This is a genomic window from Pseudomonas sp. NFACC13-1 (assembly GCF_900104425.1).
Taxonomy (GTDB): Bacteria; Pseudomonadota; Gammaproteobacteria; order Pseudomonadales; family Pseudomonadaceae; genus Aquipseudomonas; species Aquipseudomonas fluorescens_AA.
Window position 1 is genome coordinate 32660 of sequence record NZ_FMXV01000017.1, and the last position, 19899, is coordinate 52558.

19 protein-coding genes and 1 pseudogene are annotated in these 19899 nt (G+C 62.6%); 17 read left to right on the forward strand and 3 right to left on the reverse strand.

The genetic code is table 11. The features are described from left to right. Positions 1-39 precede the first annotated feature (39 nt). The gene (locus BLQ55_RS20070) at positions 40-624 is read right to left on the reverse strand and encodes an anthranilate synthase component II (RefSeq protein WP_003200640.1); all 585 of its coding nucleotides are present in this window, start codon (positions 622-624) and stop codon (positions 40-42) included. After that, complete coding sequence (locus tag BLQ55_RS20075; protein WP_092256260.1) at positions 621-2090, reverse strand: anthranilate synthase component I family protein; 1470 nt, start codon at positions 2088-2090, stop codon at positions 621-623. The genes BLQ55_RS20070 and BLQ55_RS20075 overlap by 4 nt, the downstream gene beginning before the upstream one ends. Positions 2091-2737: 647 nt before the next feature. Here BLQ55_RS20075 and BLQ55_RS20080 point away from each other — a divergent pair. The 7 genes and pseudogenes from BLQ55_RS20080 (at position 2738) to BLQ55_RS20110 (ending at position 9114) form a co-directional block, all read left to right on the forward strand. After that, complete coding sequence (locus BLQ55_RS20080; protein WP_092256263.1) at positions 2738-4090, forward strand: phenylacetate--CoA ligase family protein; 1353 nt, start codon at positions 2738-2740, stop codon at positions 4088-4090. Positions 4091-4098: 8 nt separating this feature from the next. Beyond that, positions 4099-4644 carry a GNAT family N-acetyltransferase gene (locus tag BLQ55_RS20085; protein ID WP_092256266.1) on the forward strand — a complete coding sequence of 182 codons (546 nt, stop codon included), beginning with the start codon at positions 4099-4101 and terminating at the stop codon, positions 4642-4644. A 1-nt stretch (position 4645) separates the two neighbouring features. Next, complete coding sequence (locus BLQ55_RS20090) at positions 4646-5329, forward strand: iron-containing redox enzyme family protein (protein ID WP_092256269.1); 684 nt, start codon at positions 4646-4648, stop codon at positions 5327-5329. Positions 5330-5332: 3 nt separating this feature from the next. After that, positions 5333-5944: pseudogene (locus BLQ55_RS20095) on the forward strand (flavodoxin family protein). A 5-nt stretch (positions 5945-5949) separates the two neighbouring features. Beyond that, on the forward strand, positions 5950-6855 hold the full coding sequence (locus tag BLQ55_RS20100) for a DMT family transporter (protein WP_092256272.1): 906 nt from the start codon (positions 5950-5952) through the stop codon (positions 6853-6855). Then, positions 6842-7768: an alpha/beta fold hydrolase gene (locus tag BLQ55_RS20105; protein WP_092256275.1), complete on the forward strand. Its 927-nt coding sequence runs from the start codon at positions 6842-6844 to the stop codon at positions 7766-7768. Before BLQ55_RS20100 ends, BLQ55_RS20105 begins: the two co-directional genes overlap by 14 nt. Before the next feature lie 140 nt (positions 7769-7908). Further along, positions 7909-9114: a DSD1 family PLP-dependent enzyme gene (locus BLQ55_RS20110; protein WP_176814229.1), complete on the forward strand. Its 1206-nt coding sequence runs from the start codon at positions 7909-7911 to the stop codon at positions 9112-9114. Positions 9115-9167: 53 nt separating this feature from the next. On the opposite strand, the gene BLQ55_RS20115 is transcribed toward BLQ55_RS20110, so the two are convergent. Then, on the reverse strand, positions 9168-10388 hold the full coding sequence (locus tag BLQ55_RS20115) for a multidrug effflux MFS transporter (protein ID WP_092256281.1): 1221 nt from the start codon (positions 10386-10388) through the stop codon (positions 9168-9170). Positions 10389-10452: 64 nt separating this feature from the next. Here BLQ55_RS20115 and BLQ55_RS20120 point away from each other — a divergent pair, with 64 nt between their 5' ends. The 10 genes from BLQ55_RS20120 to BLQ55_RS20165 all read left to right on the forward strand — a co-directional run bounded on the left by BLQ55_RS20120 (position 10453) and on the right by BLQ55_RS20165 (position 19889). Further along, positions 10453-10635 (forward strand): hypothetical protein, encoded by a 183-nt coding sequence (locus tag BLQ55_RS20120; RefSeq protein WP_143011756.1) that lies wholly within the window; start codon positions 10453-10455, stop codon positions 10633-10635. Positions 10636-10725: 90 nt separating this feature from the next. After that, the gene (locus tag BLQ55_RS20125) at positions 10726-12144 is read left to right on the forward strand and encodes an LLM class flavin-dependent oxidoreductase (RefSeq protein WP_092256288.1); all 1419 of its coding nucleotides are present in this window, start codon (positions 10726-10728) and stop codon (positions 12142-12144) included. A 4-nt stretch (positions 12145-12148) separates the two neighbouring features. Further along, on the forward strand, positions 12149-13108 hold the full coding sequence (locus tag BLQ55_RS20130) for an AMP-binding protein (protein ID WP_092203549.1): 960 nt from the start codon (positions 12149-12151) through the stop codon (positions 13106-13108). Next, positions 13105-13875 carry an ABC transporter ATP-binding protein gene (locus BLQ55_RS20135; protein WP_092203551.1) on the forward strand — a complete coding sequence of 257 codons (771 nt, stop codon included), beginning with the start codon at positions 13105-13107 and terminating at the stop codon, positions 13873-13875. Before BLQ55_RS20130 ends, BLQ55_RS20135 begins: the two co-directional genes overlap by 4 nt. After that, positions 13872-14753 carry a branched-chain amino acid ABC transporter permease gene (locus BLQ55_RS20140; RefSeq protein WP_060742781.1) on the forward strand — a complete coding sequence of 294 codons (882 nt, stop codon included), beginning with the start codon at positions 13872-13874 and terminating at the stop codon, positions 14751-14753. The genes BLQ55_RS20135 and BLQ55_RS20140 overlap by 4 nt, the downstream gene beginning before the upstream one ends. Positions 14754-14757: 4 nt before the next feature. Beyond that, entirely contained in the window at positions 14758-15822 is a 1065-nt protein-coding gene (locus BLQ55_RS20145; RefSeq protein ID WP_092256291.1) for a branched-chain amino acid ABC transporter permease, read from the forward strand. Positions 15823-15927: 105 nt separating this feature from the next. Next, positions 15928-17262 carry an ABC transporter substrate-binding protein gene (locus tag BLQ55_RS20150; RefSeq protein WP_092203557.1) on the forward strand — a complete coding sequence of 445 codons (1335 nt, stop codon included), beginning with the start codon at positions 15928-15930 and terminating at the stop codon, positions 17260-17262. Positions 17263-17324: 62 nt separating this feature from the next. Further along, positions 17325-18101 carry an ABC transporter ATP-binding protein gene (locus tag BLQ55_RS20155; protein WP_092203559.1) on the forward strand — a complete coding sequence of 259 codons (777 nt, stop codon included), beginning with the start codon at positions 17325-17327 and terminating at the stop codon, positions 18099-18101. Positions 18102-18260: 159 nt separating this feature from the next. Continuing rightward, positions 18261-19493 carry an SfnB family sulfur acquisition oxidoreductase gene (locus BLQ55_RS20160; protein ID WP_092203561.1) on the forward strand — a complete coding sequence of 411 codons (1233 nt, stop codon included), beginning with the start codon at positions 18261-18263 and terminating at the stop codon, positions 19491-19493. Positions 19494-19502: 9 nt separating this feature from the next. Beyond that, entirely contained in the window at positions 19503-19889 is a 387-nt protein-coding gene (locus BLQ55_RS20165) for a hypothetical protein (protein ID WP_092203563.1), read from the forward strand. Positions 19890-19899 lie beyond the last annotated feature (10 nt).

Genomic DNA, 19899 nt, shown 5'->3' on the forward strand with positions numbered 1-19899 from the left:
AGTACAGGAAGGAAGGGGCGCATGCCCCCTCCGGATGGATCACTTGTGCACGTGACACCGGATGAAGCTGCGGAACAGGTCCAGGCCGTTTTCGGTGAGGATGCTTTCAGGGTGGAACTGCACGCCCTCCACCGGCAGGTGGCGATGGCGCACGCCCATGACATAGCCGTCGTCCGTGGATCTGGACGTGATCTCCAGGCAGTCGGGTAACGGCTGCTCGCTGATCATCAACGAGTGGTAGCGGGTCGCCCTAATCGCATGTGCCTGGGTGTGGTCATAGACGCCCTTGCCGTCGTTCTCGATCGTGCTCACCTTGCCGTGCATCACGTGTGGGGCCCGGCAAACCTGGGCACCGAAGGCCAGGCCGATGGCCTGGTGACCCAGGCACACACCCAGCAGCGGCAGGCGTCCCTGAAAGTGCCTGATCACTTCGATGTAGCCCACATCGGCCGGATGCCCAGGCCCAGGGCCCAGCACGCAGAAATCCGGTGAGAACGCTTCAATGCGCTGGATGAGGTCCGGTACGTCGTGACGCTCGACGTGGGTTTCCAGCCCCAGTTGTTCCAGGTATTGGCTGATGATGAAGACGAAGCTGTCATAGGCGTCGATCAAGAATACTTTCACAGTGCGATCTCCTGGCCGGTCACTGCCCGATAGACGGAACCCATCTTGTACAGTGTCTCTTTCCACTCAAGCTCTGGCACCGAATCGGCCACCACTCCGGCGGACGCACGCAAGTGGTACGTACCCTCATCGAAGACCGTCGAGCGAATGCACAATGCGGTGTTGACGCTGCCATCGAAACCGACCAGGCCCAGGGCCCCGGCATAAATGCCCCGGCGGTTGCTTTCCATCCCTTCGATCAGCTCCATCGCTCTAACCTTGGGCGCGCCGGACATGGTGCCCGCGGGGAACGAGGCCTTGATCACGTCGAAGGCATCCAGGCCCGGGCGCAGCAAGCCGCGAACGTTCGACACCATGTGGTAGAGGTGCGAGTACTCTTCCACCAGCATGAACTCATCGACCTCCAGCGAGCCGGCCTGGCACACGCGACCGATATCGTTGCGACACAGGTCTATGAGCATCAGGTGTTCGGCGCGCTCCTTCTCGGAGCGGGTCAGCTCCAGGACCAACTGAGTCGGATCGACGCCAGGCTTCTTGCCCACGGTGCCGGCGATCGGGCGCATCTCGATCAAGTCGTCCTTGATCCTGACGAACAGCTCGGGGCTGGCGCCGATCAGGTCGATGCCGCCTACGTGGGCCAGGTACATGTAGGGGGAAGGGTTGCGCAGGCGCAGGTTCTGGTACACGTCGAACGGCGAAACCTGCGAGCGGATGCGAATCTCATGACCGAGCTGGATCTGGTAGACGTCGCCGGCGCGGATGTGCTCCATCGCCACTTCGACACGCTCGACGAATTGCTCCGGGGTCACCGTGCGCTCTTCCTCGAAGCCCTCGGGGTATGGTGGCGGGGCCAGTGCCTCGGATGCCGGGGTTGTGCTCAGGAAGGGGTAGTCCTCCAGCGTGCGGGGCGACCAGAGATCGTGGTTATTGATCAAGGTTTCGACGATGCCATTGCTATGGAAATAAACCAGGGTCTGATAGACCGACAGGGCAATGAGCGGGTAGTCGTAGGTCTGTTTGGCCAGATCGGGAAGTCGCTCGATCAGGCGAACGCAGTCGTAGGAGAAATAGCCAAAGAATGCCAGGCTCGAAGGGGCGTTGGATGCAGGTTGGAACGTTGCCTGGATCGCCCGGAGCAGGTTCCACGCAGCCTCGCTGTCGGGTAGATGGATCTTGTGTTCCGGATCGACCTGCATGCCCGCTTGCCGCAGGCTGGCGGACAAATGTTCACACAGGGCGGCGCAGCCTCTCAGTTGGGCCTGGCCCTCATTGATACACACTTCGAAAAGCGGTTCGAGCCCGACGATCGTCGCCCGGCGATCACGGCTTGGGCCGGACAGTGATTCAAGAATGAAAACAGACTCGCGACCCAGTTTTTCCAGTGCATTTGCATATATGCCAAGTGCATCCGTAGGTCGACGTTCTTCACGGCGAAGAACATTCACGCCAATTAAATTTTTATTCAAGGTTAATACCATATTCAAGGTGTAACGATTCAGGCGCTCGATTAAGAGAGCGCCACGGGAATATAAAGCGCGCGGGCACTTTAAATACGAGTTGACGGATATTCTGAATAGACGGGACGGACGCTGTTCATGTCGCGCGCACTAAAAAGCTTGCAATGGATTGCAGCCAATTGTTGCGCAGGGCACAAGGCGCGAGCGCCTTCGATTTCAGAGGGGAAAGATCAGGACGTTGCTGGCAGGCAGCAGACAGGCTCCGGTCTTCGCTGGATTAGCGACGCCAGATATTGCTTTTGAAGATGGCCAGAATGGCCTGGGAACAGCTGTCGGGATAGCTGTGGGAGGAACTGATAGCAGAAAGGTGATAGTACATTTTTAGACATCCCAGTCTTGGCTAAGCACTGCGGAAATAATTGGCAGTGCGGCGAAATTACCAGTGTGCCCTAGGGCTGTCAACTGCTGAGGGCATATTAATCTTTCATTCATTTCTGAATGTCGACGGGGGCCCTACGCGTATGTAATCGCGCGTGCCTTTAACAAGAAACTCGTGCGCGCACAACTGCGAGATAGCGCAGCTGGGTATTTATAAGTTCTGTTACTAACGTAGCGGCCGTTGAGTTCCAGTAACCCATCAAACCTGAGCGGCTGAAATGAAAGAGCATTTAGAGACATTCAAGAAGCGGTACGACCCGATTCATCATGCCTATTGGACCGACGTCCTCAGTGACACCGAGCTGGCGGCCTGGCACCAGGCACAGTTGCGGGAAGTGGTCGGCCACGTGAAGCGGTCCTCGCCGTTCTATTCCAAGCACCTTGCCCAAGTCGACGAGCGTTCGCTGACCTTGGATGACCTCGCCACCTTGCCATTCACGACCAAGGATGATCTGCGCGAAGCAGGCTTCGACATCTTGTCCGGCCCGCTGGAAGACAGCATCTTCTATTACGAGACCACGGGGACCACCGGGCCCGCCACACCATGCCCGCGGGACCGCAAGGAGAGCTACGCGAGCAATCGCCAACTGGCCATGGCCTACCAGGCCGTGATCGAAAAGCATTTCCCGGGCGAAAAGACCGTGGTCGGCATCATGGGACCTACCGAGGTCCATTCCTTCGGTGACACCCTGGGCGATGTCTGCACCCAGCTCGACTTGTGTAATGCCAAGATCTGGCCGCACTCACCGGTGATCGGTTGGCCCAAGGCACTGCAACTGCTCAAGGACCTGCGGATCGGCGTGCTCGCATCGGCGCCGGGGCTCTTGCTGGCCATGGCCAAGGAAGCCGAGCGTCAAGGCTTGAACCCACGCGAGGACTTCGCCCTGCGCACGTTCATGATGAGCGGCGAGCTGTGCACCCCTGCGTTGAAGAACAACCTCTACAGCCTGTGGGGCGCGCAGTCCTACAACAGCCTGTATGGCTCCCAGGAAGCGATGATCATCGCGGCCTGTAACGCCAACGACCAGTTGGTGCCGCATCGCCTCAACTACATCATCGAGGTGCTCGATCCCAAGTCCGGGGAAAGCCTGGGCTGTACCGGCGACGGTGAGTTGTGCGTGACCATGCTGATCCCTGGCAGCAAGCCGTTGATTCGCTACCGCACGGGCGATCTGGTCTCGATCCAGTCGCGCCCCGGCTATCCGCAATCGATGCGCCAGACCGTCAAGGTCGTCGGTCGGGTGAAGGATGCCGTGCAACTGAACGATCGCGCCTTCTCGGCCGCACAGATCGAGCAGGCGCTGCTTGAAGGCGTCGAACAATGCCTTGGTTACCAGATCATCCTCAGTCGCGCCAATGATCGCGACACCGTCATCGCCAAGTTGGAAATGTCGCGCTTCTTCGAAGGCGATCGTGGACGTCTGGTGTTGCTGATCAAGGAGCGCCTGCGCGAACGGCTGGGGGTCGATGCCACGGTCATGGTGGTGGGCGATCTGGCCGAGCATGTGAACCTTGGCAGTTGGTTCAGTTGGAAAGAAGCGCGCATCGTCGATCAGCGTCAAGGCCAGTGAGGTCAGCGATGAGCCTGTCTGTTCGCGTGATTGATAACGCCAATGAACTGTTCGAGTCCGTCAGGCAACTCAGGAGTCGCCACCTGGGGATCAACCCGGCACGGGAGGATGACTTCGAGCGAAGGGAGCAGGTGCGCGACGCCTTGTCCTATCACCTGGTCTACCTGGACAAGGACGAAGTGGTCGGGACGTTGCGCGTCACGCCACTGGGTCATGGCCTGAGCTTCGTCGAGCGAGCGGTCGACGTGCAGGCCTATTTCGAACAATCGACGGATGCCTTCGATGCCAATCGCCTGGTGCTGGACGAGCGATACCGCGGCGGTCGGCACCTGCGCATGTTTCTCCTGCAAGCGGCCATTTGGCTGAAAGCCAACACTCACCTGCGATTCATCTCGGCACTATGCCGCGGCCAATTGGCTGCGCTCTATGTCGGCCTGGGCGGGCGCGTGCTGGTGGATGACGTTACCTGGACCGGGGAACAGGTCGAGCGGCGCTACAGCCTCGTATACCTGGAACTCGAAAGTGTTTACCTCAATGTTAAAGGAGCCAATTGAAATGCAAGCATTCTTCAAGGAACTCGACGCTATCGTTGACGCGGGCTGGGCCCAGATCAAGCAGGGCGCCTACTGGAAATTCAGCCTGGATAACCCAACGCCGCCAGCCCTCTACCAACAGCTCATGCTGCAGGTCTACCACTACACCCGCTACAACTCGGTGAACCAGGCCGCCTGCGCCTTCAGTGCCGATCCAGAGGAAACGACGCTGTTGCGCTTTGTCTACAAGCACGCCTTGGAAGAGCTGGGCCACGAGCGCATGGTACTGCGTGACCTGGAGTCGGTCGGGCTGTTGCCGCAAGCCATGCCGGCGCCCCTGGCGCCGACCCAGGCACTGATCGCCTTTCTCAACGATGTGGCCATCCGCAAGGGGCCGATCGCTCGCCTGGGTTACAGCTACTGGGCCGAGGACGTCTACGAGCATATCCAACCGATCCTGGAACGGTTCCGTGCCGACCTGGGCTTGAAGGATGAGCAGATGACCTTCTTCGTCGCCCACTCGACCATCGACGAGAAGCACGCCGAGGAAGTGCGTATGGCGATGCAGCGTGCGGTGAAGACCGAAGCAGATCGTCTTCAGATCAAGGAAGTGGCACGCGTCACGCTCTGGCTGACCGGGCAGTTGATGGAAGAGGCTTTGCGCGCCTACCTGGCTGGCGAAGAAGGGTTGCGGGAGGCATCCTGAATCATGAATCTGACCATCATTGTCGGGTCAAGCCGACCTTGTGGTGTCAGTGCACGGGTGGTGGCGCTGGTGCGCCACCACCTGGGCGAGGAGGTCGCGGTCGATGACATCTGGCTCAAGGATTACCGGATCGACTACTGCGACGCCGACAACGCCTGTTCCGACCAGGACTGCCAAGTGCAGGACGACGTCGGGCAGTAGGTGGCGCGGCTGGACCGCGCCGATGCGGTGCTCTATCTCCCCGTCATGCATGCCTACGGCACCAACAGTCGCTTCCAGGCGTTTCTGGAGCGAGTCGGCTATGGCTTCCTGCGGCCTCGGGAGCGTCCGCTGCGCGACAAGCTCGCGGCGATTGCGGTCGTCGGCCGACGCTATGGACACACGGCGGTTTTCTCCCAGGTCGCGCTGAACGTGCTGCTCAACAAAATGATTCTGGTGGGCTCGGGATTTCCGCCGTGCTTCCAGACCCAACTGGCCCACGATCCTGAAGCGGAACAGGCCCTGCGCGAGACATTGGACCGGCTCTGCGAGCATCACTGTCGACTTAACCCCCCAGCACTTGCGACAGGCAAGCCGGAAAGAATCCTGCGGCCCATTCAATTTCAGAAGGGATAACTGTCATGCCATTGAAAGACTCATTGCTCGCATTACTGGTCGCGTTTCTCTGGGGCGCGCAGGTCACTGCAGTGAAAATCGGCGGCGCCGAGTTGCCGCCTATCCTCATGGTCGCCATGCGCTACGCGATCATGGCGCTGTTTCTCCTACCGCTGCTCAAGCGCGTCAAACGTGAACAGTTTGCGTCCGTGGCCTTGATCGCCACGATTACCGGGACCTTGCATTTCGGTTTGCTGTATTGCGGTATCGCTCGGGTAGACGCCTCTACCTCGGCGATCATTTATCAATTGGCGGCACCGTTTACCCTCGTCCTGGCATTCGCGTTATTGGGGGAAGTCCTGAAAATGCGGCTCCTGGCGGGCATCCTGCTGGCGTTCGCCGGTGTCCTGGTGCTACTGGCTACGCCATCGGCGGGCGGGACGTTCATCGGCATGTTGCTGGTGGCGCTGGCGGCCTTGGCATTCGCTGCCGGGTCAGTGTTGACCAAGCGTCTCGGACCACTGGATCCGCTGGCCTTGAGTGCCTGGACGGCGGTCATCGCCGCACCGCAACTGTTGCTGTGGTCGTTCGTCCAGGAAGGCGAGCAATGGACACGCGTCTACACGGCCAGCGCCCAGGCGTGGTGGGCGGTACTCTACACCGCACTCAGTGGTGGTCTGCTGGGGTTCGGTCTGTGGTTCTGGTTACTCGGCCGCAACTCGATGCAGCAACTGAGCCCGTACCTGCTTCTGGTGCCGGTGTTCGCGATCGCTGTCAGCCAGGTCATGCTCGCCGAAGGTTTCAGTCAGCGCCTGGTGATCGGCGCCGTGTTGACGCTGTCAGGCGTGGCGCTATGCCAACTGCGCCTGCCGGCAAGGTTCTTCCTCAGGGCCGGTAGCAAAGGGCAAGGAGTGACGGATGAACGGCGTTGATCGATTGCTGCTCGGCACTTTGCGCCTGGTCCACCGCTGGCAGTTCGGTTTGAAACTGCGCTGGCACACCGGTAAACACGGACGCCTGGCCTATCTGCAAAGCCCTGCACGGAACCTGCGGACGACGCTGGTCATGCTCCACGGCTTGGGTGCCAGCAAGGACCAGTGGGGCCCTGCGATGCTGGGCATGGCGCGCCATCACCCTTGCGTTTTCGTCGACTTGCCGGGGCATGGCCAATCCGTGTACGAGGCGGGTGCCGGCTTTGGTCCCCTGGCAATGCTGGCGGAACTCGAAGACCTGCTGGATACCCTCGTCGAGGGTCCCTTCGTGCTGGTCGGCAGCTCTTTGGGTGGGTGCGTGGCCGGCCTGTATGCCGCCAAACACCCGCAGCGTGTCAGTCACTTGGTCTTGCTGGCGCCTGCCGGTCTGGGTGAGCAAGCGCTAGGCCCCGTATTGAAAGCCAGCCTGCAAGGGGCGGGAACGGTGTTTGGCTATCGTACGGTCGAAGAGATGAAGCGCTTCTGGAGCCTGGTGTTCCAGGCGCCGCCCGAGGTAGGGGGGCGCTTGGCCAAGGCCATGGCGGCCAGCGGCAGGTCGAGGTTTGCCGCTGTGCAGCGGGTCGTCGAGGATTTCCGTCGCGAAGGCCTGGACGTGCTGCTCGAACGGTTGCCACAGATCGCTGTCAAGACGCTGGTGATTTGGGGCCGGCATGACCAGGTATTCCTGCCGGCGACCCTGGAGAACCTGATCCAGCAACTGCCCGATGCACGCGGCGAGTTCATCGAGGACTCCGGGCATGTGCCCTATCTTGAACGGGGCGCCAATGTGGTGGCGGCCATCACAGGGTTCATTGCAACGTCCAGGGGGCAGGAGGAATCGATCAAAGCCTGGCCGCCAAAGTCCCCTTTCTGACCTCCCATAGCCTCAACAGCCGGGTATAGCTGCCGTAACGTGCACTTGACTGCGCGCGAAGGAGCGTCCTGATGAACCGTAGAACCTTTATGCTCGGCACCGTGGGAGTGGGGGCGTTGATGGCAGGGGCGGGCGCGCTGTTGCGTCCGAGCGACCGGGGCAGTCCCTACAACGAGTACTTCCGCGCGCTGAACCAGGAGCTGAAGGTCCATGGGCCGATGCGGCCGGTGATGCTGATCGACCTCGATGGGCTCGATCACAACATCGATGTGGTCATGCAATCGGTCAAACGTGCCGACAAACACTTGCGCCTGGTGGAGAAGTCCCTGCCGTCACCGGGATTGTTGGCGTACATCGCCAGACGGACCGATAGCCAGCGGCTGATGTCGTTTCATCAGCCATTCCTCAATCAGGATGCGGTGACCTTTCCCGAGGCCGACCTCTTGCTCGGCAAGCCTTTACCGGTACGCTCGGCCGAGGTGTTTTACCAAACCCACAAGGGAACCTTCGACCCTTCCAGGCAACTGCAATGGCTGCTCGATACCCCCCGGCGGCTGATGGATTACCTGGCATTGGCACAGGGCCTGGGCATCCGGCTGCGGGTCAATATCGAGCTGGATGTCGGCCTGCATCGCGGCGGAGTCGCTGACCAGGCGGTGCTCGGCGAGATGCTGAGGCTGATCAGTGCCCATCCGCAGCATCTCGAATTTTCAGGCTTCATGGGTTATGACCCGTTTGTCGGCATGGGCGTGCCCCGGATCCTCGGTTCGTCCCAGGCGTTGTTCGACCAGGTGATGGTCATTTACAACGGTCATGTGAACTACGTACGTGAGCATTTTCCGGCGCTTTGGCACGACGGGCTCACGCTCAATACCGCCGGGAGCCCCAGCTACCGCATACACGAACAGGAGCGCTTGAGCAGCGAGGTCTCGGTGGGGACGGCGTTTCTCAAGCCGACCCATTACGACTTGCCATCGCTGGCCGAGCATGTGCCGGCGGCCTTTATCGCAACGCCGGTGTTGAAGAGCACCGGGGCCGTCAATTTCCCCGCTTTGGATGACAAGTCCCGATTGTTCTCTTGGTGGAATCCGAATCAGCGCGGAACCTTCTTCATCTATGGCGGCAACTGGATGGCCGAGTTCGAGTCCCCTTCGGGGCTGCAAAGTAACGAACTCTATGGCCGCAGTTCCAACCAGGAAATGGTCAACGGCTCACCGGCCGTGGGGCTGAACGTGGAGGACCAGGTGTTTTTACGGCCGACCCAGACTGAGTCCGTGCTGCTGCAGTTTGGCGACTTGCTGGCCGTGCGCGGGGGGAAGATTGTCGAAACCTGGCCGGTGTATTGATTGGCGCTTCACCGGCGCAACCCTCCATCGTGCTTGGCCGGCAAAGCGATTGCTCAAAGCCTGCCGCGCAACAGAAACAGCACCAGCGCCACCAGGCAGGCCGTCGCCTGGATCCCACCCAGCGTCGTGACCGGTGCGAAGCTCAAGACCGAGGCCAGCCAAGTGGTCAGCGCAGCCGCGCCCATGGAGAGAAAACCCAGCAGTGCGGAGGCCATCCCGGCTTCTTTGCCGAAGGGGCCCATGGTGATCGCCGTGCCCAGCGGATTGGCCAGGCCCATGCCCCAAAGGAAGGTGACCATCGAGAGGGCATACCACCACAGGCCAGGCACGGCCGGACCTACCAGAAGCAGGCCACCGCCGATCATGGCGCAGGCGATGCCCAGGAGCGTGATGACTCGAGCGCCATGACGATGGGCCAGGCGCGGGGCCGCCATGCCGGCGGCGAACACGACGAATACCGTAGAGGCGAAATACAGGCCGGTCTGCACCGACGTCAGGCCGATACCTTGCATCAGGATGGCGGGCGCCGCCGCGAACGAGGCGAACAGGCCGCTCATCAGCAGGCTCATTGAGAGCGCTGGGAGGATGAAGCGCTTATCCAGTACCAATCGGCGATAGGCGAGCACCACGCTTTTGGCCGAGTGGGGCGCCCGGCGATCGGCGGGATGGGTTTCTCCGAGGTCGCGCACGTAGAAAAACGCCAGTACCACGGCGGCCAGTCCCACCAGGATGAAGATGGCGCGCCAGCCGAGCGTGACGGCCAGTACGCTGCCGGCCAACGGCGAAAACCCCGGCGCCGCGGCGGTGGCGATCATCGTCAGCGACAGGGCGCGGGCGAGCGTCTCGCCTTCGAACAGATCCCGCGCGATGGCGCGCGACAGCACCGAGGCCGCGCACACGCCCAGCGCCTGCACGACGCGTCCGGCGATCAGCACATCGAGGGTGCTGGCCAGGCCGGCGACGACGGTGCCGACGACGAACACCGACAAGCCGCCCAACACCAGTTTCTGGCGCCCGTAGCGGTCGGCCAGTGGCCCGACCACCAGTTGGCCCAAGGCGAATGTGATGAAGAAACTGGACAGCGTCAGGCCGAGCTCGCGAGCGGTCACGCCCAGGTCTTCACCGATCGCCGCAAAGGCCGGGAGGATGATATTGGTGGAGAGCATGCTGATCGCCGCCAGGCCCGCGAGCAGCGCCACGACTTTGCCGGTCAATGGTTGTGTGGAGGCGTGCGGTTGCCTACCGGTGATCGCCAATGAAGGTCTGGCTTCCATACGTCATCTCCTGCGGGGGTGGAGGGCGTGCCTCGACCTGAGTCTGCGGCCCATGGCGGTTCACATGATGGTCATAATATTTTGGCTAAATATGATGGTCGTCATCTCAGGCGTCAAGCTAAATATTGGCGGTTCGAATTTCGTGACAGGAATCATCCGCGCACTGTCTGCCACCGGACAGTTGATCAACAAGGTTGTCACCATGCAGGCATTTTCCGTGCGCGAATGCATGCCTAACTTGCTGTAAATAAAAGACTTATTACTTGGCACGAATCGTGTTGATAGAGCAATGAGAAGCACTCGGAAGGGGTGCTGAATCTATCGAGCAGGAGTTCCCATGCCACGTGAAATTCGATTGAATGCCTTTGAGATGAACTGTGTCGGTCACCAGTCGCCCGGTCTCTGGAGGCATCCCAAGGATCGCGCCTGGCAGTACAAGGACCTGGATTACTGGACCGACCTGGCCAAGCTGTTGGAGCGCGGCAAGTTCGACGGCATCTTCATCGCCGATGTGATTGGTATCTACGATGTGCTCGGTGGCAATGGCGATGCGGCCATCCGCCAGGCGACGCAGGTGCCGGTCAACGATCCCTTGGCGTTGATCACGCCGATGGCGCTGGTGACCGAACACCTGGGCTTCGGCCTCACCGCCTCGTTGACTTTCGAGCACCCTTATCCCTTCGCCCGTCGCCTGTCCACGCTGGACCACCTGACCAAGGGGCGCATCGGTTGGAACATCGTCACCTCTTACCTCGACAGCGGGGCGCGCAACCTCGGGCAGAAAGCCTTGAGCGATCATGATGCGCGCTATGACTACGCCGATGAATACCTGGAGGTGCTTTACAAGTTGTTCGAAGGCAGTTGGGAAGAGGGCGCGGTGGTGCGCGACCGTGAGCGCGGCATCTTCAGCGACCCGAGCAAGGTCCATGAGATCCGTCACCAGGGCAAGCACTTCCAGGTGCCGGGCATCCACCTCTGCGAGCCGTCGCCGCAGCGCACCCCGGTGCTCTATCAAGCGGGAGCGTCGAGTCGTGGCAAGGACTTCGCCGCCGGCCACGCGGAGTGTGTGTTCGTTGCCGCGCCGTCCAAGGTGATCCTGAAGAAGACCGTGGCCGATATCCGCCGGCGGGCTGCCGAAGCCGGACGCGATCCACGCAAGGTGCTGATCTTTAACCTGCAGACGGTGATCGTTGACGAGACCGACGCCAAGGCGCAGGCCAAGTGGCGGGAACTGAAATCCTATAGCAGCTACGAGGGCGCGCTGGCGCTGATCTCCGGTTGGACCGGTATCGATTTCGGTCAGTACCGGCCCGACCAGGTGCTCAAGCACATTCATACCAACGCCATCCAATCGGCCGTGGAAACCTTTTCTACCGCCGACCCGGACAAGCAGTGGACCGTCCAGGAGCTGGCCGACTGGGTCGGTATCGGCGGCTTCGGCCCGTTGATTGTCGGCAGCACGCAAACCGTGGCCGACGAGCTGCAGGCCTGGGTCGAGGACACCGATGTGGACGGTTTCAACCTGGCCTACGCCTTGGCCCACGAAACCTTCCGCGATGTGGTTGAGTTGCTGGTGCCCGAGTTGCAGCAGCGCGGTGCGTACAAGACCGAATACCGCCCCGGTACCTTGCGCGACAAGCTGTTCGGCGACGGTCCGCGATTGCCCGCTAACCACCCTGGCGCCGGCTATCGGGACTTGAAGCGCCTCGCCCCGCGCAGCCGCCTCGCTGAACCGGCCTTGGCCGGTGAGGAGTAAGCGCATGAGTGTCTACGAACTCAATTCGCCACTGCTCGACCGAGTCACGGACAGCGCCCTGGCGGCCTTGCAACGCTGGGCCAGGGAACGACCGACGCAGATCGCCCTGCGCCATCGGCGCCTCGGTCTCTGGAAGGCCTGGCGCTGGATCGATGTGCAGCGCGAGGTCGAGCGGGTATGCGATGGCTTGCGCCAGCAGGGCTTCGCCCCTGGCGCGCGGCTGGCCCTCAGTGGTGCCTTCGAGCCGAGCCTGCTGATCCTGGCACTGGCCGCGCGCCAACTGGGTGGGCACAGCGTAGTGATCGACCGCGACAGCCGGGGTGAGGACCTACAACGTCAGCTACGCCTGACCCGCCCGGCGTTCGCCTTTGTCCAGCGTCGCGAAAGCGTATCGCACTGGCTGCAGTGCGGCCTGGACGAGGAGTGGCCGCTGCGGCTGTATTCGGCCCAGGTCAACGTAGCGAATCGTGGTCTGTGGCAGGTGCAGTCGCTGTCGGTGCTGTTCGTCACCGAGGCGCCGACCGCACAACGCCAGGGCTGGGCCGAGGACGCAGTGGTGTGGGTCGATGAAGGCACCGAGTGGCGCGATGGCCTGGCCCACTTGTTCAGTCGCTGGCTGGAGGGCGAAGGCTTGGCGTTTCCGGAAACGCGCGAGTCAGCCAGTCGCGATCGTCGCGAGATCGCCCCCACAGCCTTGCTGCTGTCCGCCGTGCGAGTCGAATCCCTGGCGGCGGAAATCGAAGCTCGCCTGCCACTTCCAGGCAGTTGGCGCCGACGCCTGTGCGAATGGACCCTGGACGATCCGCGGCGTGGCCTGCGCCGCTGGCTCAAGGCGCGGGTACGGCACCTGCTCGGCTTCCAGCGACTGCGCCGGATCGAAGTGCCGAGCGCGCCCGCAGACGCGGTGCTGCAAGGCCCCGCACGCCAATCGTGGTTGCAGGAGTACCTGGAGCGAGCGGCATGAGTGCGCTGCTGGAGGTGCGCAATGTGTCGCTGTCGTTCCAGGGCGTGAAAGCGATTTCCGACCTTTCGTTCAGCGTCAAGCTTGGCGAGATCTGCGCGCTGATCGGGCCGAACGGCGCGGGCAAGAGTTCGCTGCTGAACATCCTCAACGGCGTCTACCGGGCCGACGCCGGCCAGTTGTTCTTCGCCGCCGAACCGTTGCGCCGCCCGCATCCGCTGAAGGCGGCGCGACTCGGTATCGGTCGGACGTTCCAGAACAATGCGCTGTTCAAGAAAATGAGCGTGGTGGACAACCTGCTCACCGGCCTGTCGCGCTTCCAGCGGACGTTTTTTCTCGAACAGGCCTTGGGCTTGCCGCGTGCCCGGCGCGAGGCGCGGGCGTTCGCCGAGCGTGCCGAGCAGGTGCTGGAATTTCTCGAGTTGCAGGCCTGGCGCGACGTCGCCGTGGGCAGCCTGGCCTACGGCCTGCAGAAGCGCGTGGAGCTGGGCCGGGCATTGATCGCGCAGCCAACGCTGCTGTTGCTCGACGAGCCGATGGCCGGCATGAACGCCGAGGAGAAACAGGACATGAGCCGCTTCATCGCCGATATCAATCGTGATCTTGGCACCACGGTGATTCTCATCGAGCACGACATCCAGGTGGTCATGGGCTTGTCCAGCCATGTGGTGGTGCTGGATTACGGACGCAAGGTCGGCGACGGCTCGCCGGCCGAAGTCCAGGCCAATCCCGATGTGATCGCTGCCTATCTGGGGACGCCTCGCCCATGAACTTCTTTTTGGAAACCCTGATCGGCGGGCTGCTGGCCGGCACCTTGTATTCGCTGGTAGCCATCGGTTTCGTGCTGATCTACAAGGCCAGCGGCGTGTTCAATTTCGCCCAGGGCGCCATGCTGTTGTTCGCCGCGCTGACCTTCGTCAGCTTGCGCGAACAGGGCCTGTCCTTTGCCCTGGCGTTGCTCCTGACGGTGTTGGTGATGGTCGTCGGCGCGCTGTTGATCGAGCGCCTGGTATTGCGGCCGTTGGTCAACCGTTCGCAGATTACCCTGTTCATGGCCACCCTCGGCCTGTCGTTCATTATCGAAGGCCTGGCCCAAGGGTTGATGGGCGCCCAGGTGCGCGCCCTGGACCTGGGCATCGAGGACGTCCCGCTGTTCGTCGGCGAGATCATGATCAGCCAGTTCGACCTGATCGCCGCCGGGGTGTCCGCGCTGACCGTGGCGGTGCTGGCCCTGCTGTTCAACAAGACCCGCATCGGTGTTGCCCTGCGCGCCGTGGCCGACGACACCCGTGCAGCGCTGTCGCTGGGCATCAACCTCAACCGCATCTGGCAGATCGTCTGGGCCGTGGCCGGGGTGGTCGGGCTGGTCGCGGGGCTGCTCTGGGGCGCGCGCCAGGGCGTGCAGTTCTCGCTTTCGCTGGTGGTGCTCAAGGCGTTGCCGGTACTGATCATCGGGGGCTTCACCTCGATTGGCGGGGCCATCGTCGGCGGGCTGATCGTCGGCGCCGCCGAGAACCTCGCCGAGGCCTATATCGGCCCGCTGATCGGCGGCGGCATCACGCCCTGGTTCGCCTATTTCCTCGCCTTGATCTTCCTCTACATCCGACCGGCCGGCCTGTTCGGCGACCGGATCATTGAACGGGTATGACGCCATGACCGCTACTGTTCCGCGCCTGACTGCCAGCTTCGACGAGGCGCCGCTGACCCTGGTGCGCCGGCGCTGGCGGCCGGGCCTGCTGCTGTTGCTGCTGGTGGCCTTTGTCGGCCTGCCGTGGCTGGGCAACGACTATTGGCTCAACGCGATCCTGATTCCGTTCCTGGTGCTGTCGCTGGCCGGCCTGGGGTTGAACCTGCTGACCGGCTACACCGGCCAGACGTCGGTCGGCGCCGCCGGCTTCATGGCGGTGGGCGCGTTCGTCACCTACGGCCTGCTGCTGCGCGTACCCGGATTGCCGCTGCCACTGGCGCTGATAGGCGGTGGTTTGATCGCCGGGCTGGTGGGGTTGCTGTTCGGCATCCCCAGCTCGCGGATCAAGGGCTTCTACCTGATGGTCACGACGCTGGCCGCGCAGTTCTTCCTGGAATGGGTATTCGCCAAGTTCCCCTGGTTCTACAACTACGCCTCGTCCGGCACCATTAGCGCGCCACGCCTGGAGCTGTTGGGCCATAACCTGACCACCCCAGTCGGTCGCTACCTGTTGACCCTCAGTTGCGTGGTGCTGCTGACCTGGATAGCAGCCAACCTGGTGCGCAGCCAGGTCGGCCGTAACTGGATGGCGATCCGTGACATGGACACCGCTGCCGCCGTGATCGGCATTCCTGTGGAGCACTACAAGCGCCTGGCCTTCGCGGTCAGTTCGTTCTACCTGGGCATCGCCGGGGCGCTCTGGGCGTTCGCCTACCTGGGCACGGCCAGTGCCGGCAGCTTCGACATCAACCGCTCGTTCCAGATTCTGTTCATCATCATTATCGGCGGCATGGGCAGCATCGCCGGCAGTTTCATCGGCGCGGCCTTCATCAGCCTTGTGCCAATCCTGCTCAGCCATGCCGGGCAATGGCTGTTCAACGGCAACGTCGACGCCGGGCAATTGCAGAACCTGCAGAAGGTGCTTTTCGGCGGCCTGATCATCTGGTTCCTGATCAAGGAACCGGAAGGGCTGGCCCGCCTGCTTGGCGACTTGCGCGAACGCATCAGGGTCTGGCCGCTGCGGTTCTGAGCGCCGATCCACGACCCGACAGACCTTGACCCGACCCAGGGAAAGGAGGTTTCCAACCGCCGGCCATCATGACGTGGCCAGGCACTCAAACCGAGAAAAACAACCATGCATGCAACCCTCAAACGTCGCCTCGCCGCCATCGGCCTGGCACTCGGCGCCTGCGCGGCGCTGGTACCGGCTGCCCAGGCGGCCAACGAACAGTTCTTCCCGCTGGCCACCTACCGGGTCGGCGCCTATGCCTCCAGCGGTATTCCGGTGTGGGCCGGAATGATCGACTACCTGCGCTACATCAACGAGGTGGAAGGTGGCATCAACGGCGTCAAGCTGGTCTGGCAGGAGTGCGAGACCGAATGGACGGCGGAGAAGGGCATCGAATGCTACGAGCGCTTCAAGAACGGTCTCGATGGCGCGCCGGTGGCGGTCTATCAGCCCAACGGCGCACCGGCTGCCTACGCCCTCGCGGACAAGGCCGAGGCCGACAAGATTCCCTTGATCACCCTTGGCTATGGCCGTACCGAAGCCACCGACGGCAGGGTGTTCCCCTATAACTTCCCGGCCATGCTGACGTTCTACAGCGAAGCCTCGGCGTTCATCAACTACGTGGCCGAGCGCGAGGGCGGGTTGGACAAGCTCAAGGGCAAGAAAATCGCCACCGTCTACCACGACTCCGCCTACGGCCGGGAAACCCAGGGGCCGTTGGCGTTGCTGGCGCAGAAGTACGGCTTCGAGAACATCCAGATCGCGGTGGCCGATCCGGGTAACGAGCAGGCCGGGCAGTGGCGCCAGGTTCGGCAACTCAAGCCGGACTGGGTGTTCCTGCGGACCTGGGGCGTGTCCACGCCGGTGGCGATCAAGACCGCGGCACGTTTCGGCTACCCGGTGGAACGCATCGTCGGCGACATCTGGGCCAGTTCCAACGAAGACGTGCTACCGGCCGGTGAGGCGGGCAAGGGGTATCTGGCATTGACACCCTACCCGGGCGGCGCCGACTTCGACATTCACCAGCGCATCCGCCAGCACATCCTCGATACCGGCAAGAGCGATCTCAAGGATCCGAAGAGTTTTGGCAGCGTCTACTACAACTCCGGCCTGGTGAATGCCGCCATTGCCGTCGAAGCGATCCGCACCGGGCAGAAGCATTTCGGCAACCGTCCGCTCAACGGTGAGGAAGGTCGCTGGGGCCTGGAGCATCTCGACCTCAACGATGCGCGCCTCAAGGAAATCGGTTTTCTTGGGCTGATGCAGCCGCTGCGGTTGTCTTGCAGCGACCACGAGGGCGGCGGGGCGGCCAAGGTTCAGCAGTGGGACGGCCAGCAGTGGAACCTGATCACCGACTGGGTCCAGGCCGACCGCGCCACGTTGCGCCCGTTGATCGATGCCAAGGCCGCCGAGTACGCGAAAGAGAAGGGCGTGACCCCTCGCGATTGCACGGCGCAGTGACCCTGCACACGGCTTGGCAGATCGAAACACAACCGGGCGCGACTGCGCCCAAGGAGTAAACCATGACCATTGCGGCCCTTGCGGACGCCGAAAGCAGTGAGTTGCTGGCGGTGCAAGACATCGAAGTGATCTATGACGGCGCGATCCTCGCCGTGGCCGGGGTTTCCCTGCGGGTCGGGCAGGGCGATATCGTTGCCCTGCTCGGTGCCAATGGTGCGGGCAAGAGCACTACGCTCAAGGCCATTTCCGGGCTGGTCCAGGCCGATCGGGCGCAGGTCAGCCGTGGGCGGATTGTCTTCCAGGGACAGGACACCGCCGGGGTTGCAGCCAATCTGCTGGCACGCCAGGGCATTGTCCATGTGCTGGAGGGGCGGCATGTGTTCGCCCACCTGACGGTCGAGGACAACTTGCGCAGCGGCGGCTTCCTGCGCAAGCCGACGCGCCGGGAACTGGAGCAGGATCTGGAGCGGATCTACGCCTGGTTCCCGCGGTTGAAGACCAAGCGCAAGACCCAGGCCGGGCTAACCTCGGGCGGCGAGCAGCAGATGCTTGCCATCGGCCGGGCCTTGATGACCCAGCCTCGACTGGTGCTGCTCGATGAACCCTCGATGGGGCTGGCGCCGATTCTCGTCGAAGAAATTTTCGCCATCGTCGCGCAGCTCAATGCCCAGGAGGGCGTGAGCTTTCTGGTGGCCGAGCAGAACATCAATGTCGCCCTGCGCCATGCCAGCTATGCCTACATCCTAGAGAACGGGCGGGTAGTGGGCGAGGGCAACGCCACTGAGCTGGCGGCGCGGGAAGACCTCCAGCATTTTTACCTGGGTGGCAAGGCCCGCTGAGGAACTGTTCGCTGGGCAACAGTTCACCGACAGTTTGCCGCTCACGGGGCTTTCAAATGTACCCGAGTATTTCTTCAAGGTATTGAATATAAAGCGTTTTTAATATTGGTACGGGCTGTGCTTTAGCGCTGGATGAACCCGTTATGCATGGAGTAGCACATGACCGTCTCACCGTCTTTCGATCTGCCTGGACAGGCCCATCCGGCACCGCGCAGTCCGGCCCACATCATCCGTAGCGACGCCGAGGCCATCGAGGTGGCGCAGCGCCTGGCCGAGGATTTCGCCCGCGAGGCGGCCTTGCGCGACCGCGAGCGACGGCTGCCCTGGGAAGAACTCGAACGTTTTTCCGCGAGCGGGCTGTGGGCGATCCGTGTGCCGAAGGCCTACGGTGGCGCCGAGGTGTCCTACGCCACCCTCAGCGAAGTGATCGCGATCATTTCCGCTGCCGATCCGTCCCTCGGCCAGTTGCCGCAGAACCATTTCGGTGTGCTCAGCAACCTCAGCCTGACCGGCAGCGAGGAGCAGAAGCGCCGCTACTTCGCCAAGGTGCTGCAGGGCTATCGTTTCGGCAACGCCTTTTCCGAAGCGCGCAGCCAGTACGTCACCACCTTCCAGACGCAGATCCGCTTCGACGGCGACACGGCCGTACTCGACGGCGAGAAGGCCTACTGCACCGGTGCGTTGTTCGCCCACATCGTGCCGGTCGCCGGGGTGGACGAGGCGGGGCACGTTCATATCGCCCTTGTTCCACGGGATGCGGCGGGCCTGACGGTGATCGACAGTTGGGACGGCTTCGGTCAGCGCATCACCGCCAGCGGGCAGGTGCGCATCGAAGGTGTAAAGGTACCGGCGAGCGACGTGGTGCCGGCCTGGAAGGCCTATGACCAACCCACCTCCGACGGTCCGATCTCGCAAATCATTCAGGCTGCGGTGGACACTGGTATCGCCCGGGGCGCCTTCGCCGAAACCTTGCGCGTAGCACGCCAGGCGCGGCCATGGGTGGACAGCGGGCTGCAACACGGCTGGCAGGACCCGCTTGGCCAGGCGCTGATCGGTGAGTTGGCCTGGCGCCTGCAAGCGGCCGAAGCGATTCTGCGTCGCGCGGCGCACGCGGTCGACCGGGCCGTCGCCGAGCCCAGCGAGGAGCGGGTTGCTGAAGCTTCGGTGATTGTCGGCCAGGCCAAGGTGCTGTCCACCGAGATTTCCCTGGAAGCTTCCAGCCGTCTGTTGGAGTTGGGCGGCACCCGCAGCGTCTCGGCCAGCCAGGGGCTGGACCGGTTCTGGCGCAATGCGCGGACCCACACCCTGCACGATCCGGTGCGCTGGAAGTATCACTTGGTCGGCAATCAACTGCTCAACGGCATCAAGCCACAACGTCATTCCTGGAACTGAGGTATCGCCATGTCCAACTTACATTCCCCCGGCCGTAGCGACCTGGCCCATGCTCGGCATGTCGAGGCTGCGCTGATCGACTATCTGCGTGCGCAAAGTGCCCGTCACGAAGCGCTGGTGATTGCCGCCGTCGGCGAACTGCGCATCCGCATCGACGCTGCTGACGCCTTGCTGGAGTACGCCGATGAGTCCCAGTCGGCCGCCATTGCCTTTCGCTTGGCTGCCGCCGAGGCGGCGCGCCTGGCGGGTGACGTGTACTTCGAACTGGCCGGCCGCAGCCTGCCGCGGCCCCTGCCACACAGCGCCGAACCGGCCTTGCTGACCCAGCGCCGGTTGCTGGGCGACCACTACCTCAACGGTGCCGCGTTGGCCGACGGACAAGGAGGGCAGGCTTGAGTCGATCTGA

Coding starts and splice junctions, on each gene's coding strand:
- BLQ55_RS20080 (WP_092256263.1), top strand. CDS start 2,738: ATGAAAGAGCATTTAGAGACATTCAAGAAGCGGTACGACCCGATTCAT.
- BLQ55_RS20085 (WP_092256266.1), top strand. CDS start 4,099: ATGAGCCTGTCTGTTCGCGTGATTGATAACGCCAATGAACTGTTCGAG.
- BLQ55_RS20090 (WP_092256269.1), top strand. CDS start 4,646: ATGCAAGCATTCTTCAAGGAACTCGACGCTATCGTTGACGCGGGCTGG.
- BLQ55_RS20100 (WP_092256272.1), top strand. CDS start 5,950: ATGCCATTGAAAGACTCATTGCTCGCATTACTGGTCGCGTTTCTCTGG.
- BLQ55_RS20105 (WP_092256275.1), top strand. CDS start 6,842: ATGAACGGCGTTGATCGATTGCTGCTCGGCACTTTGCGCCTGGTCCAC.
- BLQ55_RS20115 (WP_092256281.1), bottom strand. CDS start 10,388: ATGGAAGCCAGACCTTCATTGGCGATCACCGGTAGGCAACCGCACGCC.
- BLQ55_RS20120 (WP_143011756.1), top strand. CDS start 10,453: ATGATGGTCATAATATTTTGGCTAAATATGATGGTCGTCATCTCAGGC.
- BLQ55_RS20125 (WP_092256288.1), top strand. CDS start 10,726: ATGCCACGTGAAATTCGATTGAATGCCTTTGAGATGAACTGTGTCGGT.
- BLQ55_RS20130 (WP_092203549.1), top strand. CDS start 12,149: ATGAGTGTCTACGAACTCAATTCGCCACTGCTCGACCGAGTCACGGAC.
- BLQ55_RS20135 (WP_092203551.1), top strand. CDS start 13,105: ATGAGTGCGCTGCTGGAGGTGCGCAATGTGTCGCTGTCGTTCCAGGGC.
- BLQ55_RS20140 (WP_060742781.1), top strand. CDS start 13,872: ATGAACTTCTTTTTGGAAACCCTGATCGGCGGGCTGCTGGCCGGCACC.
- BLQ55_RS20145 (WP_092256291.1), top strand. CDS start 14,758: ATGACCGCTACTGTTCCGCGCCTGACTGCCAGCTTCGACGAGGCGCCG.
- BLQ55_RS20150 (WP_092203557.1), top strand. CDS start 15,928: ATGCATGCAACCCTCAAACGTCGCCTCGCCGCCATCGGCCTGGCACTC.
- BLQ55_RS20155 (WP_092203559.1), top strand. CDS start 17,325: ATGACCATTGCGGCCCTTGCGGACGCCGAAAGCAGTGAGTTGCTGGCG.
- BLQ55_RS20160 (WP_092203561.1), top strand. CDS start 18,261: ATGACCGTCTCACCGTCTTTCGATCTGCCTGGACAGGCCCATCCGGCA.
- BLQ55_RS20165 (WP_092203563.1), top strand. CDS start 19,503: ATGTCCAACTTACATTCCCCCGGCCGTAGCGACCTGGCCCATGCTCGG.